Source organism: Pseudonocardia kujensis, from assembly GCF_021283305.1.
In the GTDB taxonomy this organism is placed as follows: Bacteria; Actinomycetota; Actinomycetes; order Mycobacteriales; family Pseudonocardiaceae; genus Pseudonocardia; species Pseudonocardia kujensis.
Map to the genome: position 1 here is coordinate 24,902 of NZ_JAJSOK010000051.1, position 13,851 is coordinate 38,752.

At 74.7% G+C, this 13,851-nt stretch carries 16 protein-coding genes; 14 read left to right on the plus strand and 2 right to left on the minus strand.

Annotation, left to right across the window (positions count from 1 at the left end):
- The first annotated feature begins 7 nt into the window (after nucleotides 1-7).
- The 12 genes from LWC35_RS27785 to LWC35_RS27840 all read left to right on the plus strand — a co-directional run bounded on the left by LWC35_RS27785 (nucleotide 8) and on the right by LWC35_RS27840 (nucleotide 9,927).
- Nucleotides 8-520 carry a hypothetical protein gene (locus tag LWC35_RS27785; protein WP_232873221.1) on the plus strand — a complete coding sequence of 171 codons (513 nt, stop codon included), beginning with the start codon at nucleotides 8-10 and terminating at the stop codon, nucleotides 518-520.
- The gene (locus tag LWC35_RS40515; protein WP_232873222.1) at nucleotides 517-1,638 is read left to right on the plus strand and encodes a sensor histidine kinase; all 1,122 of its coding nucleotides are present in this window, start codon (nucleotides 517-519) and stop codon (nucleotides 1,636-1,638) included. Before LWC35_RS27785 ends, LWC35_RS40515 begins: the two co-directional genes overlap by 4 nt.
- Nucleotides 1,635-2,282 (plus strand): response regulator, encoded by a 648-nt coding sequence (locus LWC35_RS27795; protein ID WP_232873223.1) that lies wholly within the window; start codon nucleotides 1,635-1,637, stop codon nucleotides 2,280-2,282. Before LWC35_RS40515 ends, LWC35_RS27795 begins: the two co-directional genes overlap by 4 nt.
- A 74-nt stretch (nucleotides 2,283-2,356) precedes the next feature.
- Nucleotides 2,357-2,989 carry a Maf family protein gene (locus LWC35_RS27800; protein WP_232873224.1) on the plus strand — a complete coding sequence of 211 codons (633 nt, stop codon included), beginning with the start codon at nucleotides 2,357-2,359 and terminating at the stop codon, nucleotides 2,987-2,989.
- A 47-nt stretch (nucleotides 2,990-3,036) separates the two neighbouring features.
- Entirely contained in the window at nucleotides 3,037-3,951 is a 915-nt protein-coding gene (locus LWC35_RS27805; RefSeq protein WP_232873225.1) for a sulfurtransferase, read from the plus strand.
- Nucleotides 3,948-4,385, plus strand: coding sequence for a SufE family protein (locus LWC35_RS27810; protein ID WP_232873226.1), 438 nt, complete (start codon nucleotides 3,948-3,950; stop codon nucleotides 4,383-4,385). The genes LWC35_RS27805 and LWC35_RS27810 overlap by 4 nt, the downstream gene beginning before the upstream one ends.
- Nucleotides 4,386-4,505: 120 nt before the next feature.
- A complete protein-coding gene (locus LWC35_RS27815; RefSeq protein ID WP_232873227.1) occupies nucleotides 4,506-5,468 on the plus strand; it encodes a TIGR04222 domain-containing membrane protein in 963 nt (320 codons plus the stop codon).
- A gap of 43 nt (nucleotides 5,469-5,511) precedes the next feature.
- Nucleotides 5,512-6,351 carry an MbnB/TglH/ChrH family RiPP precursor modification enzyme gene (locus LWC35_RS27820; RefSeq protein ID WP_232873251.1) on the plus strand — a complete coding sequence of 280 codons (840 nt, stop codon included), beginning with the start codon at nucleotides 5,512-5,514 and terminating at the stop codon, nucleotides 6,349-6,351.
- Nucleotides 6,348-6,764, plus strand: a complete 417-nt coding sequence (locus LWC35_RS27825) for an SCO6045 C-terminal-like domain-containing protein (RefSeq protein WP_232873228.1) — start codon at nucleotides 6,348-6,350, stop codon at nucleotides 6,762-6,764. The genes LWC35_RS27820 and LWC35_RS27825 overlap by 4 nt, the downstream gene beginning before the upstream one ends.
- Nucleotides 6,765-6,945: 181 nt before the next feature.
- A complete protein-coding gene (locus LWC35_RS27830) occupies nucleotides 6,946-8,724 on the plus strand; it encodes an acetyl/propionyl/methylcrotonyl-CoA carboxylase subunit alpha (protein ID WP_232873229.1) in 1,779 nt (592 codons plus the stop codon).
- Between the two features lie 54 nt (nucleotides 8,725-8,778).
- Nucleotides 8,779-9,201 carry a GNAT family N-acetyltransferase gene (locus LWC35_RS27835; RefSeq protein ID WP_232873230.1) on the plus strand — a complete coding sequence of 141 codons (423 nt, stop codon included), beginning with the start codon at nucleotides 8,779-8,781 and terminating at the stop codon, nucleotides 9,199-9,201.
- Between the two features lie 222 nt (nucleotides 9,202-9,423).
- Entirely contained in the window at nucleotides 9,424-9,927 is a 504-nt protein-coding gene (locus LWC35_RS27840; RefSeq protein ID WP_232873231.1) for a hypothetical protein, read from the plus strand.
- A 264-nt stretch (nucleotides 9,928-10,191) separates the two neighbouring features.
- Here the strand turns inward: LWC35_RS27840 and LWC35_RS27845 are convergent, their stop codons facing one another.
- Both LWC35_RS27845 and LWC35_RS27850 read right to left on the minus strand, forming a co-directional pair.
- Entirely contained in the window at nucleotides 10,192-10,539 is a 348-nt protein-coding gene (locus LWC35_RS27845) for a hypothetical protein (RefSeq protein WP_232873232.1), read from the minus strand.
- Between the two features lie 67 nt (nucleotides 10,540-10,606).
- Nucleotides 10,607-12,010, minus strand: coding sequence for an NAD(P)H-quinone dehydrogenase (locus LWC35_RS27850; protein ID WP_232873233.1), 1,404 nt, complete (start codon nucleotides 12,008-12,010; stop codon nucleotides 10,607-10,609).
- Nucleotides 12,011-12,168: 158 nt separating this feature from the next.
- On the opposite strand from LWC35_RS27850, the gene LWC35_RS27855 reads away from it, so the two are divergent.
- Complete coding sequence (locus LWC35_RS27855) at nucleotides 12,169-12,618, plus strand: gamma-glutamylcyclotransferase (RefSeq protein ID WP_037046394.1); 450 nt, start codon at nucleotides 12,169-12,171, stop codon at nucleotides 12,616-12,618.
- 251 nt (nucleotides 12,619-12,869) lie between these two features.
- Nucleotides 12,870-13,817: a DUF559 domain-containing protein gene (locus LWC35_RS27860; RefSeq protein ID WP_232873234.1), complete on the plus strand. Its 948-nt coding sequence runs from the start codon at nucleotides 12,870-12,872 to the stop codon at nucleotides 13,815-13,817.
- Nucleotides 13,818-13,851 lie beyond the last annotated feature (34 nt).

A 13,851-nucleotide genomic window follows, 5' to 3' on the forward strand; every position in this document is an offset into this window, starting at 1 on the left:
TCCGGGCATGGACTTCGTCTCGGGGAACCCCCTGGTCACCGCCCTCGTCGTCGCGGCGCTGCTCGTCTGGGTCGTCACCCGCCAGCTGGCCGACCGGCCCGTCACGGCCCGGCGCACGATGCTCGTGCCGCTGGTGTTGACGGTGCTCGGCGTGCTGACGCTCCTCCAGGCGCACCCGCCGGTGACCACGGCCGGGCTGGCGCTGACGGGCGCCGAGCTGCTCCTCGTCGTCGGGCTCGGGGTGCTGCGCGGCCGGTCGGTGCGGCTGTTCGTGCGCGACGGCGTGCTGCACCAGCGCGGCGGCGCGGTCACCCTGGCGCTGTGGGTCCTGACGATCGGGCTGCGGATCGGGCTGGACCTGCTCGCCATCCGGCTCGGCGCGGGCGCCCTGGCGTCGGCGACGCTGCTCGCCTCCCTCGGCCTGAGCCTGCTGGTGCAGGGCTGGGTGCTGCGTGCACGGGCCACCACGGTGACGACCGTTGACGGGGCCGGGACCCCGCACGCGAGGATCGGGGGGTGATCCTCGACGCGGCCGGCCCGGGGTCGCGGCCCTCCGCCCTGCGGCGGGCCGCGGCCCTCGTCTGGCTGCCGATCGTCGTGGCCGCGGCCTATCTCGGGCAGCCGCGGTTGCCGGTCACGCCGCTCGCCATCGCGGCCACGGCGGTGGCCTGTCTCGGCTGGGTGGTCATGGCGGCCCGGATCGAGCGGCCGGCCTGGGACGCCGCCGGGCTCGTCGCGACGGCGGCCGGCGGCTGCGTGCTGAGCGTCCTGGCGGGGACCTGGTCCACGTCCGTCACCTTCTGCTTCGTCGCGGTCGGCGCGGCGGGCGCGCGCCTGTCCCGCTGGCCGGCCGTCGCGCTCACCGCCGCCACGTCGCTCACCCTCGCCCTCACGATCGCGAACGGCGAGCTCGTGCCGTCGTTGCTGGTCACGCTGGGGCTGGTCAGCGTGATGCTGATCGGCATGAGCCGGCGGGACGCGCGCCGCCGCGCGGAGGAGCAGGAGCTCGCCCGCGCCGCCGAGACCAGGGCGACCGAGGAACACGCCCGCGCCGCGGCGCTGGCCGAGCGCGCGCGGATCGCCCGGGACCTGCACGACGTCCTCGCGCACTCGCTCTCCGCGCTCGCGGTGCAGCTCCAGGGGGCGCGGCTGATGCTGCAGCGGGACGGCGCCCCGGCGGACACGGTCGCGCAGGTCGAGCGGGCGCACCGGCTCGCGACGGAGGGCCTGGCCGAGGCGCGGCGGGCCGTGCACGCGTTGCGCAGCGGGCCGGTCGACCTCCCCACCGCGCTGCGGGCGCTCGCCGCCGACCATCCCGGCGCCACCCTCGACCTGGCCGACGACCTGCCCGAGGTGTCCGCCGAGGCCCTCGACACCCTCGTCCGGACCACGCAGGAGGCGCTGTCCAATGCGCGCAGGCACGCTCCCGGCGCCCCGGTCACGGTGCGCCTGGGGCAGGTGGACGGGGAGGTCGAGCTCGAGGTGACGGACGTGACCGGGACGCGGCCCGACCCGGGTACCGGCGGCTACGGTCTGGTCGGGATGGCCGAGCGGGCGGCACTGGTCGGCGCCCGGCTGGACGCGGGACCGACGGAGGACGGATGGCGGGTGCGGCTCACCGTCCCGGTGGCGCCATGACCCTGCGGGTGGTGCTGGCCGACGACCAGCGGATCGTCCGGGACGGCCTGGTCACCCTGCTCGGCCTGCTGCCCGGGATCGAGGTCGTGGGCGCGGCCGCCGACGGCGCGGCCGCGGTGGAGCTGGTCGCCGAGCACGCGCCCGACGTGCTGCTCACGGACCTGCGGATGCCGGGCGTCGACGGCGTCGAGGCCACCCGCCGGGTCCGGGCCGAGCACCCGGGCACCGCGGTCGTCGTCCTCACGACGTACGTCGACGACGAGGCGGTGGTCCCCGCCCTGCGCGCGGGGGCCGTGGGCTGGCTCTCCAAGGACGCCGACGCCGAGGCCATCGGCCGGGCGCTCCGCTCGGCCGCCGACGGTCAGACCACCCTCGACCCGGTCGCCGCCGCCCGACTCGTCGGTGGGGCCGCGCCCGCGCCGGAACCGGCACCGGACGCCCTGCCCGACGGGCTCACCCCGCGCGAGGCGGAGGTGCTCACGCTCATCGCCGAGGGCCTGTCCAACCAACAGATCGCCCGCCGCCTGGTGGTCGGCGAGGCGACCGTGAAGACCCACGTGAACCACCTGTTCGCCAAGGCCGGGCTGCGCGACCGGGCCCAGGCCGTCCGCTACGCCTACCGGCACGGGCTCGTGGGCGGCTGACCCGCGACTCGCCGCGGCGGGGGTGCGGCACCACGGGCCGCGCGGAGCGCCGGAGGCGCACCTAGAGTCGGCGCGTGCGTCTGGTGCTCGCCTCCGCCTCCCCCGCCCGGCTGTCCGTCCTGCGCGCGGCCGGTCTCGATCCCCACGTCCGGGTCTCCGACGTCGACGAGGACGCCCTGCTCGCCGCGATCCCCGGCGCCCCGCCGGCCGAGAAGGTGACCACGCTCGCCGGGGCGAAGGCCACGACCGTCGCCCGGACGCTCGACGGGACGGCCGACGACACCGTCGTGATCGGCTGCGACTCGATGCTGCTCATCGACGGCGAGCTGGTCGGCAAGCCGCACGACGTCGACACCGCCCGCACGCGGTGGAAGGCGATGGCCGGGCGGACCGGGGACCTGGTGACCGGGCACGCGGTCCTGCACGTCGTCGACGGGGAGATCGAGCGGGTCGCCGAGGGGCACGCGACCACGACCGTCCGGTTCGGCACGCCGACCGACGCCGAGCTGGAGGCCTACTTGGCGAGCGGCGAGCCGCTCGTCGTCGCCGGCGCCTTCACCCTCGACGGGCTCGGCGGCTGGTTCGTCGACGGGATCGACGGCGACCCGTCGAACGTCATCGGGATCAGCCTGCCGCTGGTGCGGCGGTTGCTGGGCTCGTTGGGGATCTCCCCGACCGACCTGTGGACAACTCCCCCGGAGGACTGACGTCCGGCGCCGACCCACCCGTCTCTCGCCGGACTACGCTCGCGGTCATGGCTCCCACTGACCCGGACCCGAAGTTCGCCGAGTACGCCCACCCGGAGCGGCTGGTCACCACCGCCTGGCTGGCCGAACACCTGGGTGACCCGGACCTCGTCGTCGTCGAGTCGGACGAGGACGTGCTGCTCTACGACACCGGCCACATCCCCGGCGCCGTGAAGGTGGACTGGCACACCGAGCTGAACGACCCGGTGACCCGGGACTACGTCGACCCCGAGGCCTTCGCGAAGCTGTGCGGGGAGCGCGGCATCGCGCGCGAGTCCACGGTGGTGTTCTACGGCGACCGCAACAACTGGTGGGCCACCTACGCGCTCTGGGTGTTCCGGCTGTTCGGCCACGAGGACGTCCGGATCCTCGACGGCGGGCGCACCAAGTGGGTCGCCGAGGGCCGCGAGCTGACCACCGAGCAGCCGAAGCCCAGGGCGGTCGAGTACCCGATCGTGGAGCGGGACGACATCGCGATCCGCGCCTTCAAGGAGGACGTGCTGGGCCACCTCGGCGGCCAGCTCGTCGACGTGCGGTCGCCGGGCGAGTACTCGGGCGAGCTGCTGCACATGCCGGACTACCCGCAGGAGGGCGCGGTCCGCGGCGGCCACATCCCCGGTGCGTCGAGCGTGCCGTGGGCCCGCGCGGCGAACGAGGACGGCACGTTCAAGTCCCGCAGGGAGCTCGCCGAGATCTACGAGGACGAGCAGGGCCTGGCCAAGGACTCGCCGACCATCGCCTACTGCCGCATCGGCGAGCGCTCCAGCCACACCTGGTTCGTGCTGTCCTACCTGCTCGGCTTCGAGGGGGTCCGCAACTACGACGGCAGCTGGACCGAGTGGGGCAACTCGGTGCGGGTCCCGATCGTGCAGGGCACGGAGAAGGGCGCCGTGGACAAGGGCGCCGTGAAGGGTTCGTCGTGAGCCTTCCCCCCGCCCTGGCGGAGCTCGTCGAGGACTTCGAGGCGGTCGGTCCGAAGGACCGTCTCCAGCTCCTCCTCGAGCTCAGCCAGGAGCTCCCCGACCTCCCCGAGCGCTACGCCGACGCGGCGGACTCGATGGAGCAGGTGCACGAGTGCCAGTCGCCGTTGTTCCTCGCCGTCGAGGTCGACGACGACGAGGACCGGCGCGTGCACCTGTTCTTCTCGGCGCCGCCCGAGGCCCCGACCACGCGCGGCTTCGCCGGGATCATGCACACCGGGCTGGACGGCGAGCCGGCGAGCGAGGTGCTCGCGGTGCCGGACGACTTCTACACGGCGCTCGGTCTCACGCAGGCCGTGAGCCCGCTGCGGATCCGGGGCATGGCGGCGATGCTGGCGCGGATCAAGAAGCAGGTGCGCGCGGCCGTCGCGGCCTGAGCCCGCGTTCGCGGGGCCGGGCCCGGAAATCCTAAGCCTTCGTCAAGAACGTTCCGCAGTGGCCTGGCCACCCCCATGCTGTCCTCGTCCCACAGGACGACCGACCGGGGGGTGGTCGTGATGGCGGTCCTCGCCGCACCGGGAGACACCTGGGGCATCGATGGCCCCACCTTCCTGTTCCTCTACGTGGTCCTCGCCCTCGTGGTGCTCGTCGCCGCGGTGCGGGCACGCCGCCGTGTCGCCGGCGCCGGCGCCGGGCGCACCTCGGCCGCGGACCGGGCCGCGCCGCTCTCGGGCCGGCCCCAGGACGCGGCCTACCTGCACGGCGGCCCGGAGCTGGCCGTCTGGTCCGCACTCAGCGCGATGCACCTGTCCGGCACGGTCGCGACCGCCGGGCGCGGCCTGGTCCAGGCCGTCGGCCGGCCGGAGACCCGGGCCACCGAGCTCGAGCGGGCGATCCACGCGACGGCCGTCGCACCCACCGCGCAGCACCGGCTGCGCTACCACGGCCAGGTCGCCGCGGCGCTCGACGCCATCCCGGCGCGGCTGGTCGCCGAGCAGCTCCTGCTGTCCGGGGCCCAGCGCGACCGGATCCGCCGGATCGGCGGCTGGATGCTCGCGGTGGCCGTGTTCGGGCTGGTCCGGATCGTCGCCGGGGTGGCCAACACCCGGCCGGTCGGCTTCCTCGTGGCCGGCACCGTCGTCGCCGCCGTGGTCGGGCTGGTGCTCGTGGTCCGCGTGCCGCAACGCTCGGTCGCCGGGCAGGCGGCACTGGAGTTCCTGCGCGAGAAGCACTCCGACCTGTCGCCGGGCATGAAGCCGGACTGGGTCGCGCACGGCGCCGGTGCCGCGGCGCTCGGCGTCGGGATCTTCGGGATCGGCGCCCTGTGGGCGTCGGACCCCGCGTTCGCCGACGAGCTGGCGGCGCAGAAGGCCGCGGCCGCGACCGGCGGGTGGAGCGGCGGCTACTCCGACTCCGGCGGCAGCAGCAGCTGGGCCTTCGGCGGCGGTGACGGCGGGGGCAGCAGCTGCGGCGGCGGGGGCGGCTGCGGTGGTGGAGGCGGCGGTGGCTGCGGGGGCTGACCGTCCGCGGCTCGTCGCGGCCCGGACCGTCGGGGCGTCGCCGGTGGCCGGCCTCGGCGTCGGCTGGCGACCCGAGATCGCCGGGGTCGTGGCGGGGGTGACCGGGCTCGGGTTCTGCGAGGTGATCGCGGAGTCGCTCGACCTCCGGCACCCCGGCCGTCCGCCTGCAGGTCCGTCTCGAGGGGTGACGGACCTGCGGGAGCGCGGGATCCCGGTGATCCCGCACGGGGTGCGGCTCGGCCTGGGCGACGCGGGGGGTGTCGACCCGGGCCGGGTCGCCCACCTGGCCGCCTGCGCCCGGGCGCTCGACGCGCCGCTGGTGAGCGAGCACGTCGCGTTCGTCCAGGCCGGCGGCCGCGAGGCCGGGCACCTGCTGCCGGTGCCGCGCACCCGCGAGGCGCTCGACGTGCTGGTGAGCGGGGTCCGCCGCACGCAGGCCGAGCTGGAGGTCCCGCTCGCGCTGGAGCCGATCGCGGCGCTGTTCGACTGGCCCGAGGACGAGTACGCCGAGGGCGACTTCCTCACCGAGCTGCTCGACCGCACCGGCGCGCTGCTGCTGCTCGACGTGGCCAACGTCTACGCCAACGCCCGCAACCGCGGGCAGGACCCGTCGGCCGTGCTCGACCGGATGCCGCTCGATCGGGTGGCGTACGTGCACGTCGCGGGCGGGGCGGTGCACCCCGACGATCCGCTCGGGCTCTACCACGACACCCACCTCGACCCGGTCCCGCCGGCCGTGCTGGCCCTGCTCGAGGAGGTCCGCGAGCGGGGGGCCGCCCCGGCCGTGATGCTGGAGCGGGACGGTCGCCACCCCCCTGCCGCCGAGCTGCACGGGGAGCTCACCGCGATCGCGGCGGCGGCGTGGCTGGAGCCGGTCCGGTGAACGCCGGAGCGAACGGTCCCGCGGGCGACCTCGCAGCCCGGCAGGCGGCCCTGGTCGCGGCCCTCGTCGACGGCGCCCCGGACCCGCCCGGCTTCGCGGCCGACCGGCTGGCCGCGACGCGGGAGGCGTTGCTGCGCAAGCGGTCCGGACAGGCCGCCACCGCCTGGCCGTTGCTCGCCGCCGGACTCGGCCCGGACTGGGCCCGCTTCGCCTGCAGCGTGCTCGCCGGGCGTCCGGTCGCGGGGGCGCTGCGCGACGGCTGGGACGTCGCCCTGGCCGCCCGGGCGGCGGGCCGGCTCACCGAGGGCGCCCGCCGCGAGCTCGCCGACCGCGAACGCGTCCTCCGGTACGACGGCGTCCGGCCGCCCCACCGGCGGCCGATCGCCCGGCTCCGCGGCCTGCTGCGGCGCTGATCCACGTTTCGTCGTCTCCCCCCGGGGAAGCTCCGGCGCGGAGAGACGGTCAGCCGTGACCGTTCGATGACGGATGCCACATCCGCTCGCGTTCGGTGTTCGCTGGGTGAACTCCTAGACTCCGCGGTAACCAACGCGCCGACGCAACGGGGGTCGGCCGCGAGCCACGAGGAGACCGAACGTGCCTGAACTGCGCAAAGTTCTCGTCGCCAACCGCGGGGAGATCGCCGTGCGGGTGATCCGGGCCGCACGGGACGCGGGCCTTGCCAGTGTCGCGGTCTACGCCGAGCCGGACCGGGACGCACTGTTCGTGCGTCTGGCCGACGAGGCGTACGCCCTGGGCGGCACCACCGCTGCCGAGTCCTACCTCGACATCGACAAGGTCATCGGCGCGGCCAAGCAGGCCGAGGCCGACGCTATCCACCCCGGCTACGGGTTCCTGTCGGAGAACGCCGAGTTCGCCCAGGCCGTGATCGACGCCGGGATCACCTGGATCGGGCCGTCGCCGGAGTCGATCCGCGACCTCGGCGACAAGGTCACCGCCCGGCACATCGCGATGCGCGCCGGCGCCCCGCTGGTCCCCGGCACCGCCGACCCGGTGTCGGGTGCGGACGAGGTGATCGAGTTCGCCAAGGAGCACGGCCTGCCCGTCGCGATCAAGGCGGCGTTCGGCGGCGGGGGGCGCGGCATGAAGGTCGCGCGCGAGGAGAAGGACATCGCCGAGCTCTACGAGTCGGCGGTGCGCGAGGCGACCGCCGCGTTCGGGCGCGGCGAGTGCTTCGTCGAGCGCTACCTGGACAAGCCGCGCCATGTCGAGACCCAGGTGCTGGCCGACACCCATGGCAACGTCATCGTCGTCGGCACCCGCGACTGCTCGCTGCAGCGCCGTTTCCAGAAGCTCGTCGAGGAGGCCCCGGCGCCGTTCCTCACCGAGGAGCAGCGCAAGACCCTCTACGACGCCTCCAAGGCGATCGTGAAGGAGGCCGGCTACTACGGCGCCGGCACCGTCGAGTTCCTCATCGGCCAGGACGGGCTGATCACCTTCCTCGAGGTCAACACTCGGCTGCAGGTCGAGCACCCCGTCTCGGAGGAGACCTCCGGGCTGGACCTGGTGCGCGAGCAGTTCCGCATCGCCGAGGGCAAGGAGCTCAACCTGCTCGACGACCCGGAGCCCCGCGGGCACTCCATCGAGTTCCGGATCAACGGCGAGGACGCCGGCCGCAACTTCCTGCCGGCGCCGGGCACCGTGGAGACGATCGCCTACCCGGCCGGCCCGGGTGTGCGCGTCGACGCCGGGGTGGAGGCCGGCTCGGTCGTGGGCGGGCAGTTCGACTCGCTGCTGGCCAAGCTGATCGTCTCCGGCTCCGACCGCAACCAGGCCCTCGAGCGCTCGCGGCGGGCGCTGGCGGAGTTCCAGGTCGGCGGCATGGCCACCGTGCTGGAGTTCCACCGGCTCGTCGTGTCCGACCCGGCCTTCGCGGCCGACCGCGAGGAGGACTTCACCGTCCACACCCGCTGGATCGAGACCGAGTGGAACAACACCGTCGAGCCGTTCACCGGCGCGAGCGAGGCCGACGAGGAGGCCGCGCCGCGGCAGAGCGTCGTGGTCGAGGTCGGCGGCAAGCGCGTCGAGGTCTCGCTGCCCGGTGACATCTCCTTCGGCGGCGGGGGCGGCGCCGCGGGCGGTGCGGCGAAGGCGAAGCCGCGCAAGCGCGGCGGGGGCGGTGGCGGGGCCAAGGCCTCCGGCGACGCCGTCACCGCGCCGATGCAGGGCACGATCATCAAGGTCGCGGTCTCCGAGGGCGACACCGTCTCCGCGGGCGACCTGATCGTGGTCCTCGAGGCCATGAAGATGGAGAACCCGGTCACCGCGCACAAGGCCGGCACCGTCACCGGGCTGTCCGCCGAGGCCGGCTCCTCCATCTCGCAGGGCACCGTCGTCTGCGAGATCAAGGACTGAACCGCGGCTGCCGGGCGTCCCTCGCGGGGCGCCCGGCAGCCCGGCCCCGCGCCGATGGAACCCGTCGAGATCAACGCCGGGACCTGGTACCTGCGTGCGCTGCGCGCCGACGACCGGATCACCGACGTCCCCGCCCTCGTCGAGGCCGGCGTGCCCGACGCGCGGGCGCACGTCCGGCTCCGGGCCGCGCAGTGGTCGTCGGGCACGGGGTGTTCGTGGGCGGTCGCCGAGCCGACGACCGGTGAGATGCTCGGCGAGATCGCGCTGACCGGGCTCGACACCGGCACCCCCGAGATCACCTGCTGGGCACTGGAGCGTGCCCGCGGCCGGGGCATGACCGCGACCGCGCTGGGTGCCGTGCTGCGTTTCGTCGCCGCCGGACTCGGCCTGGAGCACGTCCGCTGCGGCGGTTCCGGGCCGGCCGCGGCCCGGCTCGCGGCGCGGTCCGGTGCGCCGGATCTGCTGATCACGGATTGACGTCGCCCTGCGCGTCGGGTTGACTCCGGAGCGCCAGGTTCGACCGTGTTCGGCGCGCCTGCGCTGCACAAGTACACAGCGCCCGACACGCACCCGTGTGATCACCCCACGGGGCCCGGTCCCTCCGCCACGCGGCCAGGACCCCGCGCCGCGGATCCCGCCCGACACGAGGCCACCTCGTCGCGGGCACGTCCTCGACAGCCTCGAGAACCAGGATCCGTCATGCCCCCCGACATCCCGTCCGACCCGACGACCGTGTTCGTCACGACCCACATCCACACCGACGGGCCCATCCCGGGTCCGCACTCCCTGCTCACCCTGACCTCGGCGGCCCACCGCGCCGACGGGGTCCCGACCGGGACGTTCACCGCGAACCTGCGGGAGCTGCCCGGCGCCACCCTGCACCCGGCGTCACTGCAGGACTGGCGCACCCGGGCCGGGGACTGGCTCGCCACCCGGCGGGCCGCGCGTCCGCCGGCCCTCGCGACGATCGCCTACGCCCGCTGGCTGGAGCGGCTTCCCGGCCGCGCGGTGTTCGTCGCGGAGCACGACACGCAGGACTACCTGTTCGTCTACTGGTACCTGCAGCGCTTCGCCGGTGAGTGGCCGTTCGCGGGGAGCCTCTCCGCCGCGGCGTCCCCGATCCGGCCCGCGCGGGCGGCCGAGGCGTGCGTCCTCGCGTCGTGCCGCACGGCGCCCGGCCCCGGCCTCGCCGCGACGGGCTGAGCCGACCCGGCGCCCCCGGTGGACACCGTCCGCCGGGGGCGCCGTCGTTCGGGGCGGCGCGTCGCGGGCACCGTCGTGCGGGGCGGCGCGTCGCGGGCGCCGTCGTCCGGGGCGGCGCGTCGCGGGCGCCGTCGTGCGGGGCGGCGCGTCGCGGGCGCCGTCGTGCGGGTCGCGCCGCGTCCTGGGCATCGTCGTGCGGGGCGGCCCGTCCTGGTCGCCGGTCCGTGCGCGGTGGCGCGTCGCGGGCGCCGTCGCTCGGGCGGCTCAGTCCCGGTGCGGGCGCACCTCCGGGCGGCCCAGGATCGCGCCGCCGACGCCGGCCAGCACCGTCAGGCCGGCGACGATGATCGAGACGAGGCCGAGCCCGCTGAGCAGGAGCCCGACGCCCGCCGAGACGGCGCCGACGGCGAGCCCGGCACGCGGCACGGCGGCACCCTGCAGTTTCGCCGTCACCAGTCGGGCCGCCCCGGCCGTCAGCACGATCGAGAGGATCGCGGCGGCGCCGGGGAAGGAGGGCAGGAACACGAACAGGAGGTCGTCGGCGAGCTGCCCGGCGACCCCGGCCGCGACCACCGGCAGGACCGGCACGCGGGTGGGGACGGGAGTGGTCATGCGTCCACGGTCCGCCGCGCCGCGGGCGGCGGGATCGGGGATGACCCCGAGAACCCCCTGAGGCGGTTCAGTCCAGGTCGCTGTGCTGCATCAGCTGCCGGCCGGCCTCGGTGATCGAGCCGGACAGCGAGGGGTAGACGGAGAAGGTGTGGGCGAGGTCGTCGACGCCCAGCCCGTTCTGCACCGCCATCGCGATCGGCAGGACGAGCTCGCTCGCCACCGGGGCCACGACCACGCCGCCGATCACCACGCCGGTCGCCGGCCGGCAGAACAGCTTGACGAAGCCGCGGCGCAGCCCGCGCATCTTCGCCCGCGGGTTCGTGGCCAGGGGGAGCACCACCGTCCGGGCCGGGACCTCGCCGGCGTCGATCGCGCGCTGGCTGATGCCGACGGTCGCGATCTCGGGCCGGGTGAAGACGTTCGACGCCACCGTGCGCAGCCGGATCGGCGCGACGCCCTCGCCGAGGGCGTGCCACATCGCGATGCGGCCCTGCATCGAGCCGACCGACGCCAGCATCAGCAGGCCGGTGCAGTCACCGGCGGCGTAGATGCCCGGCACGGACGTGCGCGAGACCCGGTCGACCGGGATGAACCCGCCGCGGTCGAGCTCGATGCCGATCTTCTCCAGGCCGATGTCGCGGGTGTTCGGCACGGACCCGACGGTCATCAGCGCGCGCGAGCCGCGGACGACCCGGCCGTCGGCGAGGGTGACGACCACGCCGTCGCCGTCGCGCACCACGGACTCGGCGCGGGCCTTCGGGATGATGTCGACCCCGCGCTCGGCGAAGACGTCCTCGAGGACGGCTGCGGCGTCGGCGTCCTCGCTGGGCAGGACGCGGTCCCGGCTGGAGATCAGCGTGACCTTGCAGCCCAGCTCGACGTAGGCGGAGACGAACTCGGCGCCCGTCACACCGGAGCCCACCACGATCAGGTGCTCGGGCAGCGCCGGCAGGTCGTAGAGCTGGCGCCAGGTGAGGATGCGCTCGCCGTCCGGCCGGGCGGAGTCGAGCACGCGCGGGGTGGCGCCGGTGGCGATGAGGACGGTGTCGGCCGGCAGCTTCTCGACGGTGCCGTCGTGGTGGCGGGCCTCGACGGTGTGCGGCTGGCGGCCGCTCGTCTCGTCGAGGAAGCAGGCGGTGCCGTGGATGATCCGGACGCCCTCGCTCGCCACGCGGGCCCGGATGTCGGCCGACTGGGCCAGCGCCAGGCCCTTCACGCGCCCGTTGACCTTCGGCAGGTCGACGCCGGCGGTGTTGCGGTCGAGCAGCACGCCCAGGTCCTCGGCGCGGTGCAGGTCCACGCGGACCGCCGCGGAGGAGATGAAGGTCTTGGAGGGCACGCAGTCGTGCAGCACGCACGCGCCGCCCATGCCGTCCTTCTCGACGACGGTCACGTCGCTGCCGTGCTGGGCCGCGACCAGCGCCGCCTCGTACCCGGCGGGGCCACCGCCCATGATCACGATGCGGGTCACCGTACGCACGCCCCTCCGAGAGACAGCCGATCCGAGCGGCCGGTCCTGGATCGATCCGACCGGTGCGGACGCCGCCGGGCGCCCGTTCATACCGTACGCGTGTCCGCCGAGCGGTCCCGAGGGACCCGGACGCAGCGGACGCCGTTACCCTGTCCCCCGTGCCGCTGTACGCCGCCTACGGGTCGAACATGGATCCGGGCCAGATGAAGGAGCGCGCCCCGCACTCGCCGATGGCGGGCACCGGGTGGCTGATGGGCTGGCGCCTGACCTTCGGCGGCGAGGACTACGCCTGGGAGGGCGCGCTCTCCACCGTGGTCGAGGACCCGACGTCGCAGGTCTTCGTCGTGCTCTACGACGTCCCGGACCACGACGCCGCCCAGCTCGACCGCTGGGAGGGGGGCGAGCTCGGGCTGCACAAGAAGCTCAGGTTGCGGGTGCAGACCCTCGAGGGCAGCGTGCTCGCCTGGATCTACGTGCTCAACGCGTACGAGGGCGGCCTCCCCAGCGCCCGCTATCTCGGCGTGATCGCCGACGCCGCGGAAGCCGCCGGCGCCCCGGACGACTACGTCACCGAACTCCGCAACCGCCCCAGCCAGAAGAGCGTGTAGCAAGCGGCAGCCCCGCGAGTCGGGAGTTCGGACAGCGCGGGTCGCGAGATCTGACAGCGCGAGTCGCGAGATCCGACAACGCGAGTCGCGAGATCCGACAGCGCGAGTCGCGAGTTCTGGCAGCGCGAGCCCCGAACTGTCGTCTCGACATTGCCGAGGAACGGCCTCCGATCCATCCACACCCCGCTGGGTTTGTCCACAGCGTCGAGGTTCGTCGACGGATGGGCGCTCTACGGCGGCACCGTCTGTGCATGACCACCTCCGAACCCGGGATCCACGGAGCGCGCCGCAAGTCCGACGTTCGTCGTCAGATGGGCGACTCCGCGATGCGGGGTGCGCTGGGCTCCGGCGAACTCCATGCTCAGTGGCGTGGTGTGCTGATTCCCGGGCCCCGTACGGCAGACCCTTACACCGTCGCCGCGGCGGCGTGCTCCTTTGCCGGACCCGTCGCCGTCATCAGCGGCTGGACGGCGACCTGGCTCCACGGGTGCACCGCCGTCGACCCGCTGCCTGTCCACCTCACCGTGCCGTACGGACACTGGTTGCGCGCACGTCCCGGCCTCGTGGCCCACAACGGTCTCCACCTGTCCGACGACACGGTCGAGATCGACGGGCTCCCCGTCCTCGTTCTCGATCGTCTGCTGGCCGACCTGTTGTGCCGGGACCGACCACAGGACGCGCTCGCGGTCCTCGATCAGGCGCTCGCCGCAGTCGACCCCGCAGGACGAGAGGCGTTTCGGCAGCGTGTCGGCGAGCGGATCGCGCGCCGTAGCGACCCGCGCGGACGCCGCAGGACCGCGCGGTTGCTGGACCTCGCCACCGGGCTCGCGTTCTCGCCGGCCGAGAGCCGGATGTTGTTCCGGCTCGTCGATCTGGGCTTCCCGGTGCCGCAGGTCAATCTGCCCGTGCACGACGCGACTGGCGCGGTGTTGTTCCTTCTCGACCACGCCTGGCCGGAGTACCGCATCGCAGTCGAGTACGACGGCCACGAGGCCCACCTCGGGCGCGAGGACGAGGACGCGGCGCGACAGGCCGAACTGGAACGCCGCGGCTACATCGTCGTTCGCGTCCGGGCCGCCGACATGCGTGACCTCAGCCGCGTCGAGCGCGAGCTCGACGCCGCTTTTCGCGCGCGCGGGCTCGCTCTCAACCGGAAGATCGGCACCCTTCAGCCGCGCAGGCACCGAGAGCGGCCCTGACACACGAGACAGAACTCCCGACTCGCGCCGCCAG

Coding starts and splice junctions, on each gene's coding strand:
- LWC35_RS27785 (WP_232873221.1), top strand. CDS start 8: ATGGACTTCGTCTCGGGGAACCCCCTGGTCACCGCCCTCGTCGTCGCG.
- LWC35_RS27845 (WP_232873232.1), bottom strand. CDS start 10,539: ATGACCACTCCCGTCCCCACCCGCGTGCCGGTCCTGCCGGTGGTCGCG.
- LWC35_RS27835 (WP_232873230.1), top strand. CDS start 8,779: ATGGAACCCGTCGAGATCAACGCCGGGACCTGGTACCTGCGTGCGCTG.
- LWC35_RS27815 (WP_232873227.1), top strand. CDS start 4,506: ATGGCGGTCCTCGCCGCACCGGGAGACACCTGGGGCATCGATGGCCCC.
- LWC35_RS27840 (WP_232873231.1), top strand. CDS start 9,424: ATGCCCCCCGACATCCCGTCCGACCCGACGACCGTGTTCGTCACGACC.
- LWC35_RS27860 (WP_232873234.1), top strand. CDS start 12,870: ATGACCACCTCCGAACCCGGGATCCACGGAGCGCGCCGCAAGTCCGAC.
- LWC35_RS27805 (WP_232873225.1), top strand. CDS start 3,037: ATGGCTCCCACTGACCCGGACCCGAAGTTCGCCGAGTACGCCCACCCG.
- LWC35_RS27795 (WP_232873223.1), top strand. CDS start 1,635: ATGACCCTGCGGGTGGTGCTGGCCGACGACCAGCGGATCGTCCGGGAC.